Raw genomic sequence first — 21,519 nt, 5'->3', positions numbered from 1 at the left:
TCCTGCCCAGCCGGCACCTCTCGACCGACCGCGCCGGGCTCGAGTGTCCGGGGGCACCGGCTCCGGCGGGCTGACGGCCCGCACAGACCCGCGAGTCGCCGATGAGCGCTCCCACCGTCAGGCTCTGCCATCTGTACCCGCGGGAGATGAACATCTACGCCGACCGGGGAAACATCGCCGTGCTGGGTGCCCGGCTGCGGCGCCGCGGACTGGACCTCGACCTGTACGAAGCGGGCCCCGGCGAGCCGCTCCCCGCAGGCGGTACCGACCTGCTGTACCTGGGGGGCGGGCAGGATCGTGATCAACTCACCGTCGCCGCAGACCTAATTTCCACCAAGGCCGAAGACGTGCGCCGGTTGCTCGGCGCCGACGCGGTCGGCCTGTTCGTCTGCGGTGGCTACCAACTCGCCGGACACCGCTACCGCACCGCCGCCGGCACCACCGTGGAGGGCATCGGCGTCCTCGACATCACGACGACGGCCGGCAAGGACCGTCTCATCGGCGACATCGTGCTGCGCAGCGAACTCGGGCCGGTGCCCGGACAACTCGTCGGCTACGAGAACCACGCCGGGCGCACCACCCTCGGCGACGGCGCCAGACCGCTCGGGCGCGTCACCACGGGCCACGGCAACAACGGGCGTGACCGCACCGAGGGCGCCGTGGCGAACCGCACCGTGGGCACCTACCTGCACGGCCCGCTCTTGCCGAAGAACCCCTGGCTGGCCGACCTGTTGCTGATGTGGGCGCTAGAGCACCGCTACGGCCGGGACATCGAACTCAAGCCGCTGGACGACCGCTTGGAGCACGCCGCCCACCGGGCCGCCGTCGCCCGCGCCAACCGCCGCCGCTAGGTGTACCCGGTGGGGTTCCCCCGAAGACGCGCTCGAAGCCGCCATGCGGGCCTTCGGTCGCTCCGACAATTAGGGTTCAGCGTCGGGAGTAGCTTCGCCCCCAATCTTGGATATCCTCACCCCCCCCCCCCGAACGCAGACCCGCCCCTTGGAACCGACCATGGTTGGCCGCAGAACGGAGGCAACCATTGATAGCTGACGGCCGCATATTGAGGCTCACACTATGTGCGGTCGCGGCGACGGCGCTCGTCGTGTCAGCCTGCGGCGACGGCCGCACCTCCGGACAGCCGGGCGGGGTCACAATCAACGTCGTCGGGTCTGACCCGCCGGCCCAGCCCGCAGGCGGGGCGGAGGGCTTGAGAACAGGCGAAGGGATCGCCGCCGCCGGGGGCACCGTGGTCGCCTCCGGCGAGCCATGTCCACAACCCGGCACCGCCGGCGCCGGCGAGGTGGTAACGATCGCCATGGTCTCCCACGACGTCTTCAACCTGGACTTCGTGGGCCTCTCGGATCTCGTGTTCGAACAGCCGAATCGGATTCTCGACGCCTACGTCAACCAGGTGAACAGCTACGGCGGCCTCGGCGGGCGCTGCTTCGAAGCCAGTTCCCACACCCTCGGCTTCGCCGATCCGGTCGCTGACATCGAACGAATCTGCGCCGACCTGGAGCAGCGGAAGCCGCTCGTGCTGTTCAGCATCGGTGTGTACGAACCGATCGAATCCATCGATCAGTGCGCCGTGCGAGGCGCCGGCATCCCCGTCATCGGCCTCTTCAGCGAGTATCCCGCGGACGCACTCGCTGACGCCGGCGGTCTGCTGCGTGTGGATCACGGCTCGGTGGAGTTCCTGGTCGCCAACGCCGTCGAGTCCGCCGCCGCCGCCGGGGTGCTCACCCGCGCCGACCGGCTGGTCCTCCTGCACCGGACCGCAGCATCGGCGATGGACATGACCGATCCCGCGCACCAGATGACCGACATGTCCGAACCCGGCCACGACATGCCCGGGATGGAGCAGATGCCCGGTACGGGACAGCAGGCGCACCAGATGACGACGGGGGACGCACACCTCTTCGGCGGCCACGTTCACGATCCGAACCAGCCGGGTGTCGCCGCCTTCGACGCCGCGACCGAACGTCTCAATCTGCAGGTGACCGGCTGGCTGGGGGTCGTGCCCGACTTCTCCGGCACGGCCGTGCTGAACCTGATGGATCGATTCGAAGGTGTCGGCGGCGACCTGTTCGACGCGGACGAGGGGAGCTTTCAGCAGGCGTCGGCGCTGCTGCCTCCCGATCAGGAGCAGACGCTCACCGCCATGCGCAGTCACTTCGTCCAGACGGCCCAGCAGATGAGCGACGTGGGGGTGACGGCGGTCGTGGCGACAAGCGACTGGAACGACGTGCGGAACCTCATGCGCGCCGCCGAACTGGTCGGCTGGCATCCCAAATGGATTGTCAGCGACGCCCACGACGCCATGCTGGTGCTCACCGGCACGCCCCCGGCACAGGGCGCCAACCTCGTGATGATGAGTGTGCGGAGAGCCGCCGACGACCCCGTCGACGGCCTCGATCGGGGCTGTCTGGGCCTGCGCAACAGCTGGATCGTCGCAGGGCCGTTCGTTCACCGCTACCACTCCGACGCCTGGAACCTCATGATGTCGATATGCGACTATCTGGACGTCACCTTCGGCGCCATCTCGCGTGTGGACGGCCCGCTCAGCACCGAGTCGTTCCTGGAAGCGCTGAACCGGACGGACTACGTGACGTCCCACGGTCAGCGCCTGAGGTTCTCCGCAGACGACCTGTTCGGCTCAGACAGTTTCCGACTGCTGCAGGCGGATCCCACCTGCGCGCTCAACTCCTGGGGGTGCATGCGCGCCACCACCACCTGGTTCGATCCGCCCGTCACCGCTGCGGATAGCCGCGAGTTGCCCGCCATGGCCCCCGACGACGGAATGGGCGGGCACGAAGGCATGGAAGGGCACGGAGGCCACAATTGAGGCCTGATAGCCGCGTGGCGGAGTCAGAGCATGCGCGGACAGGCAGAGGCCACCGAGGGATCCCCTTGGGAGATCTCTGCTCAGAGCCCGCTCATCAGGGGAGATGACCGCGCGACCCCTCCGCTGCTGGTCGGCGCCACCCCTATCGATAACGTGGACCGGCTCCGGTCGGGCGCGACGGGGCGGTGTCAGGGTTCAAGCCGGCGGTGCCGTCGACGGTGGGGGCCTTGGCCGCACATGTGGGCGATGATGGGGATCTCCCGGCAGTGCCCGCATCGTTAGGGTGAGGGGGTGACCGCCGACGGCACCCCGCCCGCGGCCCGCGCGGCGACCGGTGCCGGCGACCACTTGCCGGCCGGTCCCACCGGGTCCGATGTCGACGACCACCGGCTGGCGGTCGAGTTGGCGATGCAGACGGGGGCGCTCCTCGTGAAGTTGCTGGAGCGGCACCGGCTCGAGGCGCCCGACCCACGCGACGATCTCGACGAACTCCGCGACGAGGGCGACCGGGCGGCCCACGAGTTCCTCGCCGCCGCGCTCGCCGAGGCCCGGCCCGGCGACGCCGTCCTGTCCGAGGAGGCCCCCGACGACCGGCGGCGCCTCAACCATCGGCGGGTGTGGATCATCGATCCGCTGGACGGCACCCGGCAGTACGGTGAGCCGCTACGCACGGACTGGGGCGTGCACGTCGCTCTCGCCGTCGACGGCACACCGACCGTCGGCGCCGTGGCACTCCCCGCCGAGGGGATCACGCTGAGCACCGCCGAACCTCCGACGCTGTCCCCTTGGCTACCCGGCGGCGACAACTCGGGGGCCAGGAAGCAGGTGATCACCAGCCGCAGCAGGCCCGTCCCCGACGGCCGGGCGGTGGCGGCGGCGCTCGGCGCGGAGTTGGTCACGCTCGGCTCGGTGGGCGCCAAGGTGGCCGAGGTGATCCGCGGGCGGGCCGTCGCCTACGTGCATGCCGGCGGCCAGTCCGAGTGGGACTCGGCCGCCCCGGTGGCCGTGGCGCTGGCCTGCGGGCTGCACGCCTCCCGCCTCGACGGCCGGCCCCTGCGCTACAACCGGCCCGACGTGGAGCTTCCCGACCTGCTGATCTGCCGCCCCGAAGTCGCCGCGGCGGCCCTCGCCGCGACCGTTGCCCGCGCCGCCCCCGCGGCCGGCTGAACCAGCCATGCGCATCCTCGTCGCCCGCTGCACCGTCGACTACCAGGGGCGGCTGGCCGCGCACCTCCCCGAGGCGGTGCGCCTCATCATGGTCAAGGCCGACGGCAGCATCGCGGTCCACGCCGACGGCGGCGCCTACAAGCCGCTCAACTGGATGAACCCGCCCAACACCCTCACCGAGAGCCCCGAGCGCTGGACGGTCACCAACACCCGCTCGGAGATCCTGGTCATCGACCTGCTGGATGTCCTCTCCGACGTCACCCACGACCTCGGCAGCGACCCGGGGCTGCGCAAGGACGGCGTGGAGGCCCACCTCCAGGAGCTGCTGGCGGCCGACCCCTCGGTGCTGGAGGAGGGCTACCGGCTGGTGCGCCGCGAGTACCCGACCGCCGTGGGGCCCGTCGACCTGCTGTGCCGCGACGCCGGCGGCGTCGCGGTCGCGGTGGAGGTGAAGCGGCGCGGCGAGACCGCCGGCGTGGAGCAACTCAGCCGCTACCTCGAGTTCCTGAACGCCGATCCGGCACTCGGCCCCGTGCAGGGCCTGTTCGTGGCCGAGGAGATCAAGCCGCAGGCACGGGTGCTGGCCGACGCCCGGGGGATCCGCTGCAAACTGGTCGACTACGCCACACTCCGCGGCGAGGCGCCCGAGGATCTGCGTCTCTTCTGAGCGGAGGCCCTGAACGAGTCTGAGGGAACCGGCACGGGTCGGCGGCAACCGAACGGCATTCCGTCTCCTTTGAACGTGGCAGGCACCGGTACCCTGAGGGCATAGTCGCACCTGAGTTCCCGCACCCTGACCGGGGGCCTTCGGACAGCCACGGGGGCGGGCGTCGGCGCCCGCGCTACGGGCGGATCCTCGCAATTCTCGTGGGAGCCCTGGCGATGGGCTTCCTGGGGGTCTACATCGCCGATGTGGTGGTGCGTTCGGGCCGCTCGGTGCAGAACGTGCAGATCGAGGGCGTCGACGTGGGCGGGCTCTCCGAGGAGGAGATCCGCAGCGAGGTCCAGAAGCTGTCGACCGACTACGCCAACCGCTCCCTGCCGCTGCTCACACCCACCGGCACCCTGGCGGCCAGCGCCGGTCAGCTGGGGTTCGCCCTCGACGTGGAGGCCAACGTCGCCGCCGCCCTGGCCGCCGGGCAGCGGGGCGCCTCGCCCATCGCCTGGGCGTCCTCGTTCTTCGGCGAGAACAACCTGCGCGCCATCGTGACGTGGGACGAAGTCGTGGCGCAGCAGTTCATCGAAGCGATCCATCCCGACCTCGTCCGGGAGGCCTCGCCGGCCCGCCTGGAGTTGCGGGACGGCGCCTTCGTGGTGGAGCCGGGCGTCACGGGCCTGCAGGTCACCCGCGAGGACATCCGGGCGGCGGTGCGGCGGACGGCGGCCGAGCGCGCCCTGCCGGAGGTGATCGTGGTGGAGCCCTCCTCGTACCCCCCGCCGGTCACCGCCTTCGACCTGCAGGCGACGGCCGACTACGTCAACTCCTACACGGCGCGGGGACTCACCGTCTACGTCGAGGACACGATCCGGGACTTCCTGCCCGCCGAGGTCCGCACCTGGCTCAGCGTGACCCCCGGCAACCCGCCGGCCATCGGCCTCGACACCGCCTATGTGACCGAGGTGATCGAGACCCGCCTGGCGAACGTGGCCGTGCCCGGCGACCCCGGCAGGTTCGCCATCGTCGACGGGGCGCCGGTGGCGGTGGACGCTCGGCCGGGCCGCCGCTGCTGCGCGCCGAACGCCGGCGAGACGGCCCTGACCGCCCTGCTCGCCGGCCAGCACGAGATCGCGCTGCACCTCACCGACGTTCCGGGCAGCGAGGGCGACCTGATCGCCGAGACCGGCATCCGCGAGCTCGTCGGCGAGTTCACCACCTACTTCAAACCCGGCCAGGCCAGGGTGAACAACATCCGCCGCATCGCCGAGCTGGTGCAGGGGGCGATCATCGGGCCCGGCGAGACGTGGTCGGTGAACGACTACGTGGGGCGCCGCACCGAGGCGAAGGGTTTCGTGCCCGCCGGGGTGATCTACCTGGGCAAGTTCCAGGCGGACGTGGGCGGCGGGGTCTCGCAGTTCGCCACCACGATGTTCAATGCGGCCTTCTTCGCCGGCCTGGACTTCGGGGAGTACCAGGCGCACTCCATCTACATCAGCCGCTACCCGTACGGTCGCGAGGCCACGATCTCCTACCCGCACCCCGACCTGCAGCTCATCAACAAGACGCCCTACTCGATGCTGCTGTGGCCGACCTCCACCGAGGATTCGGTCACCGTCCGGATCTACAGCACCCTCCACATGACCGTTGTCCAGAGCGACCAGACCACTGAGCCCGAGGACCAGTGCACGAAGGTCTTCACCGAGCGCACCCGCACCTTCGCCGACGGCAGTTCCACGACGGACATCGTGACGGCGCTCTACCAGCCCGCCGAGGGGCTGAACTGCCAGGGCGAACCCTTCGTGCCCCCGCCGGACTGCGCGCCCGGCGAGGGGGCCGTGGACACCGACAACGACGGCTGGGTGGAGTCCTGCCGGGCGCTGTGCCCCGTGCCCGACTCTGCCGGTGACGGGGCAATCGGCGAAGGGGCCGCGGCCACGCCGGGGACCGACCCCGCCGGACTGAGCTGCGTGCCGGTCTGCAGCGAGTTGCCAGAGGGGGTCCTGGCAGGCGAGGAGCCGCCGGCGTGCATCCCGCTGTGTGGGCCTGACGACGCCGACGCCTCGCCCGGCAGTTGCGCCCACCCCGAGGACATCCCCCGCCTGCAGACCGAGCCGGTTGAGCCGGCTGAGCCGCCGGCGGAGGGCCAGACCGGCGAAGGCGGCGAGGCCACCGAGATCGAACCCGAGGGAGGACCTGCCGACGCCGAGGCGGAGACGGAGGCCCAGCCCATCGACGGCACGTGAAGCACCTCACCGCCGATGTCGCCGTTGTCGGGGCCGGCCCGGCGGGCGTCGCCGCGGCCATCGGTCTGGCGCGGGCGGGACGGGGCGTCGTCGTACTGGACAGGACGCGCTTCCCCCGTGACAAGTACTGCGGGGACGGGCTCACGACGGGGGCGCTGCGCCTGCTGGAACACCTGGGGCTGGACCCGGCGTCGGTTCCGTCGTGGCGCGCGGCGACGGGCCTGGTGATCCGCTCTCCCTCGGGGCGTGAGGTGGCCTACCCGTTCCCCCCCGACGGCCAGTACGCGGCGACCGCGCAGCGCCACGATCTCGACGCCGCCCTCGTGGACCTGGCGCGGCGGGTCGGCGTCGAGGTCCTCGACGGCTGCGCCTGCGACGGGGTGGCCGTCGGGAGCGACCGGGTGGCGCTCACCACGCCGGCGTCGGGCGCGGTACACGCCCGCTACGCCGTCGCCGCCGACGGCATGTGGTCGCCGGTGCGGCGGATGCTGGGGCTTTCGCTGCCGTCGTACCGGGGCGACTGGCATGCCTTCCGCCAGTACTACACCGGCGTCGGACCGCAGGCCGGCGAGGCGCTGCGCGTCTGGTTCGAGCCGGAGATCCTGCCCGGCTACGTCTGGATGTTCCCCCTGCCCGACGGCACCGCGAACGTGGGCTTCGGCGTCTCTCGGTCCACACACAGCACCGGCAGCCTCGCCCGGCTGTGGAACGAGCTCCGCAGCCGCCCGCACATCGCCGCCGTTCTGGGATCCGAGGCGACCCCCGCCGACCGGCCCCGGGCCTGGCCGATCCCCACCCGGCTGGGTGATCTGCCCTTGGCGTCGGGGCGGGTGCTGTTCTGCGGCGACGCGGCCGGGGTGGGCGATCCCATGACCGGTGAGGGCATCGGCCAGGCGCTGCTCAGCGGGCTGCTGGCCGCAGAGGCCCTGGTCCGGGCGGGGCCCGACGATGAGGCGGCTGCCCGGCGGCTCTACCGCTCAGGCGTGGCGCACCACCTCTGGCGAGACTTCCGGTTCACCCGCATGCTGGGGAGCGCCCTGCGCAGCCCCGCAGGCTGCAACGCGGCGGTGGGGATCTCCGGGGCGACACCGTGGACGCGCCGCAACTTCGCCCGCTGGCTGTTCGAGGACTACCCCCGCGCCCTGGTGCTGACCCCCGACCGCTGGCAGCGGGGCGCGCTCGGCGGCGGCGCCTTCGCGGACGAGCGCGCCCATCGGGCCGCCTCTTCAAGTACGCGATCCAGGACGTAGATGAATCACGGACATACCGGACGGCGCCCCCGTGAGCGTCCCGCCTCGTCGAGCACGCGGTCCAGGATGTAGACGAATCGCCGGATGTCGGAGAACGAGTTGTAGAGAGGCGCCGGCGCCACGCGGATCACGTCGGGGTGTCGCCGGTCGCAGGCGACGTCGGCCTCGGTCAATCCCCGGTGCACGGCGCGCCCGTCGATGCCCGGCGCCCGGATCCGCAGGGAGTTCTGGCAGCCGCGCTCAGCCGGCGCCACCGGTGTGATGCTCTCGGCCCGGTCACCGATCACCTCGGCGAGCAGGAAGCCGAGGTAGGCGAACTGCCGCTCCGACTTGGCTCGCAGCGGCACCATGCCGCCCGCCCGGTCGAAGATGTCGAGAGACGCCCGCAGGGCCGCCATGGCGAGGATCGACGGGTTCGAGAGCTGCCAGGACTCCACGCTGGGAACGGTCTCGAAGACGGTGCCCATCTCGAAGCGGATGTCGGGGCGCTGCCCCCACCACCCCAGGAGCTTGGGGAGCGAGCGGTCGATCACGTGGCGCTCGTGCACGAAGGCGCCCCCGACTGCGCCCGGGCCTCCGTTGAGGTACTTGTAGCTGCACCAGACGGCGAAGTCGACGTTCCAGTCGTGCAGCGCCAGCGGGACGTTGCCCACGGCGTGCGCCAGGTCGAAACCCGCCCGGGCGCCGACGTCGTGGGCGGCGGCGGTGATCTCCGCCAGCGGGAGCACCTGGCCGGTGTAGTACTGCACGCCGGGGAGCAGCACGAGCGCCAGCTCGGCACCCGCCTCGGCGATCAGCGCCAGCAGGTCCTCGCGCCGCAGCGTCTGCTCGCCGGGGCGCGGTCGGGCCAGCACCAGCGAGCGCGCCGGGTCGCCGCCGCGCTGGCGGATCTGGCTCTCGACGGCGAAGTGGTCGCTGGGGAAGGCGTGGTCCTCGATGAGGACCTTGTGCCGGTCCGCAGTGGGGTCGTAGAAGCTCACCATCAGCAGGTGCAGGTTGACGGTGAGGGAGTTCATGGCCACGACCTCGTGCGGGCGCCCGCCGACCAGCCGCCCCAGCGGGTCCGTCAGCAACTCGTGGTACGGCGCCCACGCTGACTCGCCGGCGAAGTGTCCGGCCACCCCGAGGCTGGCCCAGCGATCCAACTCGGCGTTCACGTAGCCGGCGGCGGCGCGCGGCGCGGCCCCCAGCGAGTTGCCCGCCAGGTAGATCTGCGGCGCTCCGTCGCGGCCCGCCGGAAGGTGGAACTCGTCGCGGAACCCCGCCAGCGGATCGGCAGCGTCGAGGGCCGCAGCCGTCTCGGCACCGGTCGTGAGCGGGATGTCCGGAGCGGTCATGGCCTCGAGCGCACAGGACAGTCGGTGCCCGGTTGGCCGGAGGCGGCCCGTAGCGGGCGGGACGTCGCAGGTGCTCGGGACATCTCGGGCCCTACAGCCTCACCCATCCTGGGGGTGATTCCTTGCCCGGGTGGACCGCCCCGCACTGCGGGCAGGTGCGCAGTTGCTCGTCCCGATAGAAGCGCTCGAACAGCGGCGGCAGGTCGCGCACGATGCTGGTCAGGATCACCTCGACGCGGTGGACGAGCGACTCGCATTCGAAGCAGTACCACTCGAAAGCGTCCTTCGCCCCGTCGGGACGCTTGGGCTCGACGACCAGCCCGACCGATCCGGGCTGGGGGCGCTGCGGGGAGTGGCGCACATGGGGCGGCAGGAGGAAGATCTCGCCCTCCCGGATCGGGAGTTCGCAGTGCACGCCGTCCTCGATGACCTTCAGGACCATGTCGCCCTCGAGTTGGTAGAAGAACTCCTCGACGGGATCGTCGTGGAAGTCGGTACGGCGGTTGGGGCCACCCACGACGGTCACCATGAGGTCGGCGTCCTCCCAGATCTGCCGGTTGCCGACCGGCGGCTTGAGGAGATCGCGGTGCTCCTCTATCCACGCCTGGAAGTTGAACGTTCTGAGCCGCGCCGGGTTTGTCATATCGATCCCCTATCGGTTTCGGGCCCTATTGGTTTCCGGGCTGCGATCGGGCTCTCACGCCTGCAGGCCGCACCCCTCGAAGGCCGCTCGTGTAGCCGCCTTCTCGGCGTCGGTGAGCTCCAGGAGGGGCGGGCGGACCCGGCCGCCGACCTGTCCGAGCAGTTCCTGCCAGTACTTCTGGTGGGCGTGGGGCTTCTCGGGGGGCCTGGTCCGCTTCAGGGCGTCGCGCACGGGGTTCAGGCTCTCGCTGATGCGGCGCGCCCCGGCGGCGTCCCCGGCGAACGCCGCCTGCGTGTAGTCGTGCATGCGCCGGTCTGCGGCCGTCTGCAGCAGGTACGGCGGCGACGAGCACAGGTACAGCTTCCAGCCGAGTTCGAGGATGTTGTCGAGCCAGTCGTCCTCCGAGGCGGTGCTCACGGCGATGCGATCCGAGGCCGCGGCGGTGAGTTCGGCGTACAGCGGGCGCGGCACGCTGTACTTGATGGCCACCACGTTGTCCAGGTCGGCCAGCCGGTTGCAGAGCCCCGGCGACATCAGGTAGCCGCTGTCGGGGTGGCTCCACAGGGCCATGCCGACGTCGACGGTCTCCGAGATCGTCTCGTAGTACCGGAAGACCGTCTCGTCGTGCTCGGCGGCGAAGTGCAGCGTCGGGGCGTGGACCACGATGTAGTCCGCCCCGGCGTCCTGGGCGTGGCGGGCCAGCTCCAGGACGACGTCCAGGTTCTGGTCCGAGCAGGACATCATGGTCTGCGCCCCACCCCCGACGGCCTCAACGGCCAACTCCAGGCTCCGCTTGCGCTCGTCGAGGCTCATCGAGAAGAACTCGCCCTGCTTCCCGGAGATGAAGAGCCCGGCGATGCCCAGGTCCTCAACCCAATGGCGGACGTTGTGGCGGAACCCGTCCTCGTCCAGCCGCAGATCGCCCGTGAACGGCGTCAGAGCGGCCGCCCAGATGCCGGTCAGGTTGGCCCGGGCGTGGGCTTTGGCGTCGGCTCTGGCGTAGCGCATGTCGCGGCGGGAACCCTGCTCAGACGATCTCGATGCTGTGCGAGACGTTCTTGACGACCATGTAGTTGTGCAGGCCCTCGACGCCGCCCTCACGGCCGTAGCCGCTGGACTTCACGCCTCCGAACGGCGTCTCGGGCACCGACGCCTCCAGCGTGTTGATCGACAGGTTCCCGGCCTCGACCCGCTCGACCATGCGATCCGCGTAGTCGGCGCGGTCAGTGAACCCGTACGCGGCCAGCCCGTAGGGCACCGCGTTGGCGCAGTCGATGGCCTCGTCCAGCGACCCCACCCGGTTCACCACCGCCAATGGCCCGAACGGCTCCACCTGCATGACCCGCGCATCGGCGGGCACCTCGGCCAGCACGGTGGGCTGGAGGAAATAGCCGCAGGATCCGATCCTCTCCCCGCCCGTGGTGACGGTGGCTCCCTTGCCGCGTGCGTCCGCCACCAGCTCGCTCAGCGCCGCCAGCCGGCGGTCGTTGGCCAGCGGGCCCATCTCGACGCCGGGTGCCATGCCGTCGCCGACCACCGTCGCCGCGGCGCGCTCGGTGAACACGTCCAGGAACTCCTCGAAGACGCTGTCGTGCACGAAGAAACGCGTCGGCGACGTGCACACCTGCCCGGCGTTGCGCATCTTGCGCACCGCCGAGGCGACCGCCGCGGCCTTCACGTCGGTGTCCTCGCAGACGATCACCGGCGCGTGACCCCCGAGCTCCATGAGCACCGGGGTCATGTGCTCGGCAGCCAGCCCGGCGAGCCGCCGCCCCACCGCCGTCGAACCGGTGAAGGCAACCAGCCGGACCGCCCCGTGGGGAATCAAGTACTCCGAGAGCTCCGACGGCACGCCGAACACCAGGTTCAGCACGCCCGCCGGCAGGCCCGCATCACCGAACGCCCGGGCGATGTGCATGGCGCCCGCCGGCGTCTCCTCGGACGCCTTGAGGATGATGGAGCATCCCGCCGCCAGAGCACCCGCCACCTTGCGCGCCGGCTGGCTCATCGGGAAGTTCCACGGCGAGAAAGCGGCCACCGGGCCGATCGGCTGCTGATGGACGACATAGCTGATGCCCGGCCCGCTCGGGACCACCCGCCCGTAGGCGCGGACCGCCTCACCGGCGTCCCACTCGAAGAACTCACAGCCCCGTACGACCTCCAAGGCGGCCTGCCGGAGCGGCTTGCCGTGCTCCAAGGTGATGTCGCGGGCGATCTCGTCCTGCCGCCGGCGCAGGAGAGCCGCAGCCGCCCGCAGGACATCGGCGCGGTCCCTCGGGGCGGTCCGGCTCCAGACCTTGAAGCCCTCAGCGGCCGCCTCCAGCGCGTCGTCCAGGTCCTGCTGCCCGGCACAGGAGAGCCGGCCGATGACCTGCTCATTCGCCGGGTTCACCACCGGCAGACCATCCGCCGTCGTGCGCCACGAACCGCCGATGTAGAGACCGATGTCCGGGTAGCCGGTCATCACGGACACCCGAGCGGCACACGGCCGCCTCCCAGCTCGACCATGGCGCCCCTGCCCTCGGCGACGGCGCGGTCGTAGATCAAGCGGGCGGCCACGATGTCCTGAATCGCCAATCCGAGCGAGTCGAACAGCGTGATCTCTTCGGTGCCGGCGCGACCGGGCCGCCGTCCGTCGAGGACCTCGCCGATCTCCGCCACGATGTGGTCCTCGTCGATGACGCCCTCGCGCACGGCCAGGATGAGGTCGCCGGATTCGTTGAGCGCCGACTCTCTGCTGTCGACGTACAGACGGCAGCGCTTCATGGCGCCCGCATCGAGTTCGCGGGCAGACGAGACGCTCGAACCGACGGCATTGATGTGCATCCCCGGCGCCAGCAGGTCCTCCAGCACCAGCGGGTCATTGGACGACGTCGTGGTGCAGACGATGTCCGCCCCGGCGAGTGCGTCGCGGATGTCCGCCTCGAACCGAGTTGGAACATCGAACGTCCTCTGCGCCCACCCGGCGAAGCGGGCTGCGGTGGCACCGTTGCGACTCCACACCCTGACCGTCTCGATGGGGCGGACGGCCAGCATCGCCTCCACGTGGGTTCTCGCCTGTGTCCCCGACCCGATGATCGCCAGCGTCGACGACTTCTCGTTGGAGAGCAGGCGGGTGGCCACCCCGGATGCCGCCGCGGTGCGGATCGCGGTGATCGAACTCGCGTCCGCGAGGGTGAGCAGCCTCCCGTTCGCGGTGTCGAACAGCATCACTGCGCCCTGATGGGAGTCGTATTCGGTGCCGTGGTTGGTGTAGAAGATGGTGATCACCTTGATGCCGGCCGCGTCGAGGGGGCCGACGTATCCCGGCATCATGGCGAGAATGCCGGCCTCCTCCGGGAGCGTGACGAACGGTCGCAACGGCTGGATGACGTCGTTGCGCCCGTGGGCGAGGAACGAGGCCTCGACCGCCTCGATGCAGGCGTCCATCGCCAGCAACTCGGTCACGTCTGCGTGGTTCAGGACGAGTACTTCGTTCAACGGCGCACTCCTTTCGGTCGTGCTCATGGTCGGGAGGTGCTGGTCAGGAGGTGCTGATCGGGATGGCCCGATCGGAGTAGCTCGCCGGCACGTCGAGCCCCTGGACCGCGGCTGCGTCCAGGTTCACGAAGAGGTCGAACTCCTCGACCGGGAGGATCGGAGTCGTCGCCAGGTCGAGCTCTCCGGCCAGGTGTCCGGCGGCGATCTCGCCGGCTCGCCGCCCGTCGGCGGCCAGTGACGCACCGACACCGAGCGAGATGCCGAGCGCCATGTTGCCCACGTCGTTGGTGATGACCGGGATGACGGCCTCGTTGGCCACGGCGACGAGGGCGGTCGCCCCTTGGGCGACGGTGCTGTCCTGGCTGTAGAAGAAGAAGTCGAGACCGCGGCCCACCATCGACTCGGCGGCGGTCCTGACCTCGGAGCTGTTGGAGACCGTCGCGATCTCGAGTTCCAGCCCGCGTTCGGCGGCGATCTCCTCGATCCAGGCGGTCTGTGTCACGGAGTTCGCTTCGGCCGGGTTGTACAGGTACCCCACCCTCGCCACCTCGGGAAGGACCTCGAACATGGCGTTGAAGGTCTGCTCGAGCGGCGGCAGCAGCTGCGATCCCGAGAGCCACTCGGGATGATCGACGAGGTCGTCCACGACGCCCGCCCCGATCGGGTCGGTGACGGTGGAGAAGACGATGGGGATCGGACTCGGCAGGTCACTCGACGCATTGAACGCCGCTTGCAGGGCGGGGGTCGTGGTCGTGATGATCAGGTCCACCTCGTCGTTGACGAACTGCTGGGCGATCGTCGACAGGGTGGCGATGTCGCCGTCGGCGCTGGCGTTGTCGATCGTGATGTTCTCGCCGTCCACGAAGCCTTCCTCGGCCAGCTTGGCGATGATCGCGCCCTGGACTCGTTCCAGTGCCGGAACCCGCACCGACACCATCATGCCGATCTTGATGGGCTTTTGGTCGCCCGCCTCCTCGGGCGCTGCGGGGGGCTCCGGCGGCGGCGCTGGTGGCTCCTCGGGCGCTGGTGGCTCCTCGGGCGCTGGGGGCTCCTCCAGATCCGCTTCAGGCTCCTCGGGCGCTGCGGGGGGCTCCGACGGCGGCGGCTCCGGAGGTTCCGGCGGCGGCGCGGCTTCGCCGGGAGCGGCCACGGCCTGGGCCCCTTCGGCGCTGTCCGCGGTGTCATCGGACCCGCAGGAGGCCGCCAATGCGGCGACCGCCACAAGGGCCAGAAGAATCGTTGTCAGGTTCGGCTTCGTCTTCGTCCGCTGTCTCATTGCTGTTGTCCTTTCTCGTCTGTGATCTCTCGTCGGTCTTTTCGCGTCGCCTCACTCCTGTGATGGCTTGTCCGGCTGGTCGGTGTCGGGGGGTTCGAGCCCCCCGGAGAGCAACTCCGCGGCGCCGGCGCGGCTGAATTGCTGCACAAGATCGTCCGCGGTGAGGCCCCGTCGCCGCTCCGACGACAGGTCGAGCAGAATCCGGCCCTTGTGGAGCATCACGGTCCGGGTGCCGAACTCGATCGCCTGGTTCATGTTGTGCGTGATCATCAGCGTGGTGAGTCCGTGCTCACGGACCACGGCGTCGGTGAGTTCCAGGACACGCCGAGCGGTCTCGGGGTCGAGCGCCGCTGTGTGCTCGTCCAAAAGGAGGAGCCTCGGCCTGACGATCGCCGCCATCACGAGGGTCATCGCCTGGCGTTGACCCCCGCTCAGAAGCGAGACTCGCTCATCGAGGCGGCGCTCGAGCCCGAGGCCGATCGGTTCGAGGAGCGCTTCGATCTGCCTCCGCTTCACCGGACCGATCGCCTTGCGGAGCCGCGAGCGCCGGCCCCGGTTCATTGCGAGCGCCGCGTTCTCGGCGATCGTCAGTGAAGGTGCGGTGCCATGGTTCGGGTCTTGGAATACCCGACCTATGAGGCGGGAGCGCTTGTGCTCGGGCCATCCGGTGATCTCGCTCCCGTCGAGGGTGACCGAACCCGCCGTCGGGGTGAGCGCTCCGGCGATCGCATTGAAGAGCGTCGACTTGCCCGCGCCGTTGCTTCCGACGACGGTGACGAACTCACCGTCTTCGAGGTCGAGGTCGATGCTGCGGAGAACCGAGATCTCCGAGACCGTGCCGACGTTGAAGACGTGCTCCAGCGAGCGGACGCGCAGCATCACGTCTTCTTTCGAGTGGCGCTGAACCCGCTGAACCCGCTGAACCACAGCATCCCGAGGACGAGTACCGCTGTGGCGAGCTTGATGTCGCCGGCCTCCAAGCGGAAGGATTCGCCTCCCGGGACGGGGACCCTGATGACCAGCGCCGCAGCGATGGCCGTGCGGTAGAGAATCATTCCGGCGATCGCCGACAGGGTCCCGGTGCTCACGCGCCGGGGCCGGAAGACCACGTCTCCGAGGATCACCGACGCCAGACCGGCGATGATGAGGCCGAATCCCATGTTGACGTCGGCGAATCCCTGGAACTGGGCGACGATCGCTCCGGCCACGGCGACCAGGGCATTGCTGATCGCGACACCCAGCACGACGTATTGATCGGTGTTGCGACCGAGGGTCCGCATCATCTGCGGGTTGTCACCGGTACCCCGCAGATTGAGGCCGATCTCGCTGCGGTTGAACGCGTCGAACACGAGCTTCACGGCCACGACGAGCAGCCCGACGAGCACGATGGTGAGGAGGTTGTTCGAGTGTCGGGCAGCGCCGTCGCCGAAGGCCGCGACGGTGGCACGCCGGGCGCCGTCGCTGATCGGAGTGAAGATCGTCGTCTCGCTCAGCAGCGGGATGTTCGCCTTGCCCTGGATCCGCAGGTTGATGGAGAACAGGGCGGTCGCCACGAGGATCGACGCCAGGAGGCTGTGGAGTCGGAGCTTGGTGGCGAGGAGTGCGGTGAGCGCGCCGAAGCATCCGCCGGCGACGAACGCCACAGCCAGCGTCGGCCAGGCGGGGAACCCGTGAACGATCAGAACCGCCGACACCGCGGCGCCGAGCGGGTAGGTGCCGTCGATGGTCAGGTCCGGGAAGTTGAGGACGCGGAAGGTGATGTAGACGCCCACGGCGACGAGCGCCAGGCAGAGCCCGAGAGCGACGGCGCCGATCCAGACGCCGGCCGAGGAGGCGCCGCCCGCGCTGAACCAGAGTGCAGCGAGAGCGCCGCCCGTGACCGCTCCCGGCAGGGCTCGCGACAGCGCCGGCGCTGACCGGCGCCGGCCTGCGGGCCTCGCAACGGCGGTGCTCATACTGGTGTGCCTCGGCGGAGGCGGCAGAGCAGGTCGAGCAGTTGTTCCCGCTCTCCCGCAGCGAGGCCGCCGGTCAGGCCGGCTTCGACGCCGGTGACGCGGTCGCGGATCTCAACGAGCAGGTCGAGGCCGGCCTCTGTCAGCGTCAGGAGGTGCCGGCGACGGTCGACCTCCGACCGGACCCGTTCGACGAGCCCTCGATCCTCGAGGTCGCGGACCAAGGGAACGAGCGACTGCGGGGGCGAGCCGAGCCGGGCGGCCACATGTTTTTGGGCCAGGACCTCGCTGTCGTGGATCGTCTCGAGTATCCCGTACTGCAGCGGCGTGATGTCCGGGCCGTTCGTGGCGGCGGCGAAGAGCTGGATCGAGTGGAAGTAGCTGCGTCGCAGCTGGTAGCCGACGAGACCGACGAGCCGATCCACCTCCCCGTCCTGGGCTGGTGCCGGGCCTGGTTCTGGGCCGCTGTTCACCATGAGTGGTTCGCCATGATTCGCATCCCGATGATTCAGATTACTAATGATACTGGATCATTAGCAATTTACACCATAGCCACGCGCCGGCACGCTGTCAAGGGCACCCAGGCGACAGCCGGGGCCTATCGGCCGTTCGGGTGCGAACGCGGGATCGGCGCCGTCAGGGATCCGGCTGAGCTACGGCTGCTTCGCCGACCTCACAAGTCCCTGAACTGGGTGTTTGCAACAGGAGACCGGCTGATCCGGGAATGCTCAGGAGTCTCCCCAGGTCGGGCGAGGCACCACGCGGCGGCCCATCGGATGCACCTCGCCGGGGCCGTATCCCTCGGGCAGGTCGTCCATGCCGTTCGCGCGCAGCTCGGCGGTGGCCTCGTGGTCGACCGCATAGCCGGAGGGGGTCTCGGTCAGCACCACGCCGTAGATCCGAGCGGCCAGATCGGGGGCGAAGTATCCCTCCGAAACATCGTGCGCCACCGCGTCGGGGTCTCTCCGGCTGGGCGGACCGAACCCGCCGCCTCCGTTGGAGCTGTAGCGCAGCACGTCCCCCTTGCGGATCTGCTCGCCGACCGCGTGCATCCCGAGCCACCGCTCGGACTCGGTGCCGGGATTCAGCACCAGCACGTTGCCCCCGCCGTTGCAGCCGCCCGCCAGGCCGAACGGGGTGACCTCGGCCCGGTCACCGTGCATCGTGAGGATCATGTCCCCGGTCGCCTCGAAGGAGCGGTCGATCCCGAACCCGCCGCGATGGGTCCCGTGGCCGGCGGAGGCCCCCACGGCCTCGCACGACAGCGCCCGGATGGCGTTGAGTCGCTCCAGGACCTCGATGGGCTGGTTGGTGGCGCCGCCGATGAAGATCATCAGCTGGAAGCTGTTGCCGTCCTTGTAGCTGCGCGCCCCCTGCCCGCCCTCGTTCCACAGGTACGAGACGAACGGAACGCCGCTGTCGGGGTGGTCGCCGCTCAGAGCCAGATTGGCCAGGTTCACCGTCGCGGCATGCATCCGCGTGGGGTCGACGGTGGCGAAGGCCTGCGCCCAGCACGCCATGACCGCCGCGGCGACCTTCTCGTAGGCACCCGAGGCGAACCCCAGCACCGGCGTGGGGGGCAGCACGTCGACGCACGAGCCGGGGACGGAGATCACCTCGATGGATCGCGTGATGCCGTGGTTCAGCGGCACCAGATGGGGGAAGCAGTGCATCGTGCCGTCGTAGACCGACGAGAGCAATGCCGGACGGGCGAACCCGAACGGTGAGATGGGCGCCGGATCCGACTTGCTGAAGTCGAACGTGACCTGGTCGCCGTCCAGGGTCATGCTGACGTGGACGCGGATCCGCGGCTTGTCGGGATGCAGCACGTCGCAGTCGCCGAAGTCCTCGAACTCGTAGACGCCGTCGGGCAGTTCCCGGATGCCCTCTCGCAACAGCACCTCGCTGCGGTCCATGAGCGCGTACATGGTGTGCTCCACGACATCCGCACCGAACTGCGCCACGTACTCCAGCAGGCGCCGCTCCATCAACTCGGCGGCCCGCTGCTGAGCATGCAGATCGGCCATCCTCTCATCGGGCACGCGCACGTTCGCCTTGATGATCTCGAACGTGGACCGCACCGGTCGGCCCTGGTCCACCAGCAGCATGGGCGGGATCCGCAGTCCCTCGGCGAAGCACTCCCTGGCCAGGGGGTTGAACGAACCCGGGATGGGACCGCCGACATCGGCCCAGTGACCGCAGGAGATCGTGAAGGCGAAGAGAGACCCGTCCACGAACACGGGACGGATGACCTTGACGTCGGGTTGGTGCGTCCCCCCGTGGTACGGATCATTGAAGACGAAGACGTCGCCCTCCCTGAACCCGCCGGCGTGCTCGATGGTCGTCTTGACGGACTCCTCGAACGTGCCGAGGTGGGCCGCCTGGTCGCGGCGGCCGTGTGCCACGAGACGGGCCTCCCGCGTCAGCAGGGAGCCCGAGTGGTCATGACCCTCACTGATCGTGGCCCCGTAGGCGCCCTTGGCCAGCAGCGCGCTGGCCTCGTCGCAGATCGCCCGGAAGGCGCTGCTCAACACCTCGACTGTGATCGGGTCGACGGCCCGGTCGGTCTCTGCGCGGTTCATCGGCTGTCTCCCATGTCCATGACCAGTTCTCCGAGTGGGGCGACGCGCGCCACGACGCCGGGCGGAACCACCGTCGTGGAGTCCCACTCCTCCACGATCGCCGGGCCGGCCACGACATCGCCGGGGGACAACCCCTCGCGCTGCACGAAGGCCGTCGGGACGACCCCGCCCGACTCGAAGAAGTACGCCTCGCCCGACTCGGGGGGCGACGCGTCGCCCGCGGGACGTGCCGGAAGACTCACGGGAGCCACGTCTCCGATGAGCACGGCGCGCAGGTTCACGATCTCGACATCGGTCACGTCCTCGGTGAGCACGTAGCCGAACTCCCGCTGGTGCTCGGCCTGGAATCGCTCCAGGCTGTCGCGGCCCAGCAGGTAGTCGATGCCGTGCGGCAGGTCCAAGGTGAGGTACCCGGAGATCTGGCCGTAGTAGCGCATGTCGGCCCGCCAGTTCACCTTCCAGTCGGTCTTCATCGTCTCGCTGGCCCGCAGTTCGTCGATCTCGGACAGCAGCTCCGCTTCCGCCGCCGCCAGGACGGACCGGTCGACGCTGGAGTGCAGTTGGAACACCGGCCGCACGAGGTCGTGGCGCAGCATGACCTGCAGGGCGCCCATCGCCGAAACGAGGCCGGGATAGGTCGGGATCACCACGGTGGGGATCCGCAGTTCGCGGGCCAGGTCGGCCGCATGCAGCGGTCCCGCGCCGCCGAAGGCCACTAGGGAGAAGTCGCGGGGGTCGTAGCCGCGCTCGACGGTCATGAGCCGGACAGCGTTCAGCATGGAGGCGTTGGAGAGCCTGATGATGCCGGCGGCCGCGTCGATGACCGGACAGTCCAGAACCGGGGCGATCCTGCGCTCGACGGCCTCGTGAGCCGCATCGGCGCTGATGGTGATGTCGCTGCGCCGGCCGGTGAACGCCTGCGGCCGCAGCCGCCCGAGCACCACGTTGGCGTCGGTGTTGGTCGGTTCGGTGCCGCCGCGCTCGTAGCAGGCGGGGCCGGGATCGGCGCCGGCGCTCTGGGGGCCGCTGTGGGGTGTGCCGCTGGCGTCCACCCAGGCGATCGTGCCGCCCCCCGCACCGATGGTGACCAGATCGATGGCCGGGAAGATAATCGGCACGTTGAACTGGGCGTGCCACTCCGAGCGGAACATCGGCGCCCCGTCCACGATCACCGAGATGTCGGCGCTCGTCCCGCCCATGTCCAGGGTGATGACGTTCTCGAACCCCACCCGCTCTGCGACCGCCAAGCCGCCCATGACACCGGCCGCCGGGCCCGACTGGCAGACGCGGGCGGGGATGCGCGTCGCCGCCCGCGACGTCATCAACCCGCCACCGGAATGCGTGATCAGGACGTCGCCGTCATAGTCGTGTGATGCCAGCAGGGCGTCCAGACCCTGCAGGTAGGTCGCCATCGGCGGGCCGAGGTAGGCGTTCACGACCGTGGTGCTCATGCGCTCGAACTCGCGGATCTCCGGCACCACCTTGCTGCTGGCGCAGGCGAACAACCCCGGCGCCTCGGTGGCGATGATCTCCAGCGCCTCGAGCTCGTGGGCCGGGTTCACGAACGAGTTCAGGAAGCAGACTGCCACCGCCTCGACCCCGCGGTCCACCAGGACGCCGATCGCCCGGCGGACCTCGCCGGCATCCAGCGGCGTGACCGTCCGCCCCAGGTAGTCCAGTCGTTCGGTGACGGTGAGGATGTCGCGGCGCGCCACCAGCGGCGGCGGCGGATCCCAGACCGAGTCGTAGAGATCCATGCGGCTGGCCCGCGCCGCCAGGAGGATGTCCCGGAATCCCCGCGTGGTGATGAGCCCGATCCGGGCCCCCTTGCGCTGGATGATGGCGTTGGTCCCGACGGTGGTGCCGTGGCGGAATTCGACGATCCCCGCGCCGCCGAGACCCCGCAGCGCCTCGTCCACGCCGGCCAGGAAGTCCGCCGGGACCGACGGCTGCTTGGCGAGCACGATCTCCCCGCCGGCTCCGACGGCCACCAGGTCGGTGAAGGTCCCGCCGATGTCGACCGCCACCGCGACCGCCTCGCCCGCTCCCGCGGCGCCGTTCCCGCTCACAGCGACCTCCCAGAGGC

Annotated in this window: 17 protein-coding genes; 6 read left to right on the top strand and 11 right to left on the bottom strand. The window is 70.2% G+C overall.

What is annotated here, in order from left to right; all coding sequences use genetic code 11:
- The first annotated feature begins 101 nt into the window (after window positions 1-101).
- The 6 genes from OXG55_13730 (at window position 102) to OXG55_13705 (ending at window position 8,163) form a co-directional block, all read left to right on the top strand.
- Entirely contained in the window at window positions 102-851 is a 750-nt protein-coding gene (locus OXG55_13730; protein MCY4104300.1) for a glutamine amidotransferase, read from the top strand.
- Window positions 852-1,207: 356 nt separating this feature from the next.
- Window positions 1,208-2,845, top strand: a complete 1,638-nt coding sequence (locus tag OXG55_13725) for a hypothetical protein (GenBank protein MCY4104299.1) — start codon at window positions 1,208-1,210, stop codon at window positions 2,843-2,845.
- 291 nt (window positions 2,846-3,136) lie between these two features.
- Complete coding sequence (locus OXG55_13720) at window positions 3,137-4,012, top strand: 3'(2'),5'-bisphosphate nucleotidase CysQ (protein ID MCY4104298.1); 876 nt, start codon at window positions 3,137-3,139, stop codon at window positions 4,010-4,012.
- Between the two features lie 7 nt (window positions 4,013-4,019).
- A complete protein-coding gene (gene nucS / locus OXG55_13715; GenBank protein ID MCY4104297.1) occupies window positions 4,020-4,679 on the top strand; it encodes an endonuclease NucS in 660 nt (219 codons plus the stop codon).
- A 215-nt stretch (window positions 4,680-4,894) separates the two neighbouring features.
- Window positions 4,895-6,913: a VanW family protein gene (locus OXG55_13710; protein ID MCY4104296.1), complete on the top strand. Its 2,019-nt coding sequence runs from the start codon at window positions 4,895-4,897 to the stop codon at window positions 6,911-6,913.
- Window positions 6,910-8,163, top strand: a complete 1,254-nt coding sequence (locus tag OXG55_13705) for an NAD(P)/FAD-dependent oxidoreductase (GenBank protein MCY4104295.1) — start codon at window positions 6,910-6,912, stop codon at window positions 8,161-8,163. Before OXG55_13710 ends, OXG55_13705 begins: the two co-directional genes overlap by 4 nt.
- A 5-nt stretch (window positions 8,164-8,168) precedes the next feature.
- Here OXG55_13705 and kynU read toward each other — a convergent pair whose 3' ends face one another.
- The 11 genes from kynU to OXG55_13650 form a co-directional block, all read right to left on the bottom strand.
- Window positions 8,169-9,500: a kynureninase gene (kynU, locus tag OXG55_13700; protein ID MCY4104294.1), complete on the bottom strand. Its 1,332-nt coding sequence runs from the start codon at window positions 9,498-9,500 to the stop codon at window positions 8,169-8,171.
- 91 nt (window positions 9,501-9,591) lie between these two features.
- Window positions 9,592-10,143 (bottom strand): 3-hydroxyanthranilate 3,4-dioxygenase, encoded by a 552-nt coding sequence (locus tag OXG55_13695; GenBank protein MCY4104293.1) that lies wholly within the window; start codon window positions 10,141-10,143, stop codon window positions 9,592-9,594.
- A 54-nt stretch (window positions 10,144-10,197) separates the two neighbouring features.
- A complete protein-coding gene (locus OXG55_13690) occupies window positions 10,198-11,151 on the bottom strand; it encodes a dihydrodipicolinate synthase family protein (protein ID MCY4104292.1) in 954 nt (317 codons plus the stop codon).
- 19 nt (window positions 11,152-11,170) lie between these two features.
- Window positions 11,171-12,607, bottom strand: coding sequence for an NAD-dependent succinate-semialdehyde dehydrogenase (locus OXG55_13685; GenBank protein MCY4104291.1), 1,437 nt, complete (start codon window positions 12,605-12,607; stop codon window positions 11,171-11,173).
- Window positions 12,607-13,623: an ornithine cyclodeaminase family protein gene (locus tag OXG55_13680; GenBank protein ID MCY4104290.1), complete on the bottom strand. Its 1,017-nt coding sequence runs from the start codon at window positions 13,621-13,623 to the stop codon at window positions 12,607-12,609. Before OXG55_13680 ends, OXG55_13685 begins: the two co-directional genes overlap by 1 nt.
- A gap of 43 nt (window positions 13,624-13,666) precedes the next feature.
- Complete coding sequence (locus OXG55_13675) at window positions 13,667-14,899, bottom strand: ABC transporter substrate-binding protein (GenBank protein ID MCY4104289.1); 1,233 nt, start codon at window positions 14,897-14,899, stop codon at window positions 13,667-13,669.
- Window positions 14,900-14,950: 51 nt separating this feature from the next.
- A complete protein-coding gene (locus tag OXG55_13670) occupies window positions 14,951-15,778 on the bottom strand; it encodes an ATP-binding cassette domain-containing protein (protein ID MCY4104288.1) in 828 nt (275 codons plus the stop codon).
- A complete protein-coding gene (locus tag OXG55_13665) occupies window positions 15,778-16,854 on the bottom strand; it encodes an ABC transporter permease (protein MCY4104287.1) in 1,077 nt (358 codons plus the stop codon). The genes OXG55_13670 and OXG55_13665 overlap by 1 nt, the downstream gene beginning before the upstream one ends.
- The gene (locus OXG55_13660; GenBank protein ID MCY4104286.1) at window positions 16,851-17,276 is read right to left on the bottom strand and encodes a MarR family transcriptional regulator; all 426 of its coding nucleotides are present in this window, start codon (window positions 17,274-17,276) and stop codon (window positions 16,851-16,853) included. The genes OXG55_13665 and OXG55_13660 overlap by 4 nt, the downstream gene beginning before the upstream one ends.
- 303 nt (window positions 17,277-17,579) lie before the next feature.
- The gene (locus tag OXG55_13655) at window positions 17,580-19,433 is read right to left on the bottom strand and encodes a hydantoinase B/oxoprolinase family protein (protein ID MCY4104285.1); all 1,854 of its coding nucleotides are present in this window, start codon (window positions 19,431-19,433) and stop codon (window positions 17,580-17,582) included.
- On the bottom strand, window positions 19,430-21,502 hold the full coding sequence (locus OXG55_13650; GenBank protein MCY4104284.1) for a hydantoinase/oxoprolinase family protein: 2,073 nt from the start codon (window positions 21,500-21,502) through the stop codon (window positions 19,430-19,432). The genes OXG55_13655 and OXG55_13650 overlap by 4 nt, the downstream gene beginning before the upstream one ends.
- Window positions 21,503-21,519: the final 17 nt, after the last annotated feature.

The sequence above is a fragment of the bacterium genome (assembly GCA_026708055.1).
In the GTDB taxonomy this organism is placed as follows: Bacteria; Actinomycetota; Acidimicrobiia; order Acidimicrobiales; family CATQHL01; genus VXNF01.
Note: the sequence above shows the minus strand (reverse complement) of the source record. Positions and strands in the feature narration are given on the sequence as shown.

Coding starts and splice junctions, on each gene's coding strand:
- OXG55_13730 (MCY4104300.1), top strand. CDS start 102: ATGAGCGCTCCCACCGTCAGGCTCTGCCATCTGTACCCGCGGGAGATG.
- kynU (MCY4104294.1), bottom strand. CDS start 9,500: ATGACCGCTCCGGACATCCCGCTCACGACCGGTGCCGAGACGGCTGCG.
- OXG55_13690 (MCY4104292.1), bottom strand. CDS start 11,151: ATGCGCTACGCCAGAGCCGACGCCAAAGCCCACGCCCGGGCCAACCTG.
- OXG55_13710 (MCY4104296.1), top strand. CDS start 4,895: ATGGGCTTCCTGGGGGTCTACATCGCCGATGTGGTGGTGCGTTCGGGC.
- OXG55_13695 (MCY4104293.1), bottom strand. CDS start 10,143: ATGACAAACCCGGCGCGGCTCAGAACGTTCAACTTCCAGGCGTGGATA.
- OXG55_13670 (MCY4104288.1), bottom strand. CDS start 15,778: ATGCTGCGCGTCCGCTCGCTGGAGCACGTCTTCAACGTCGGCACGGTC.
- OXG55_13675 (MCY4104289.1), bottom strand. CDS start 14,899: ATGAGACAGCGGACGAAGACGAAGCCGAACCTGACAACGATTCTTCTG.
- OXG55_13665 (MCY4104287.1), bottom strand. CDS start 16,854: ATGAGCACCGCCGTTGCGAGGCCCGCAGGCCGGCGCCGGTCAGCGCCG.
- OXG55_13685 (MCY4104291.1), bottom strand. CDS start 12,607: ATGACCGGCTACCCGGACATCGGTCTCTACATCGGCGGTTCGTGGCGC.
- OXG55_13655 (MCY4104285.1), bottom strand. CDS start 19,433: ATGAACCGCGCAGAGACCGACCGGGCCGTCGACCCGATCACAGTCGAG.
- nucS (MCY4104297.1), top strand. CDS start 4,020: ATGCGCATCCTCGTCGCCCGCTGCACCGTCGACTACCAGGGGCGGCTG.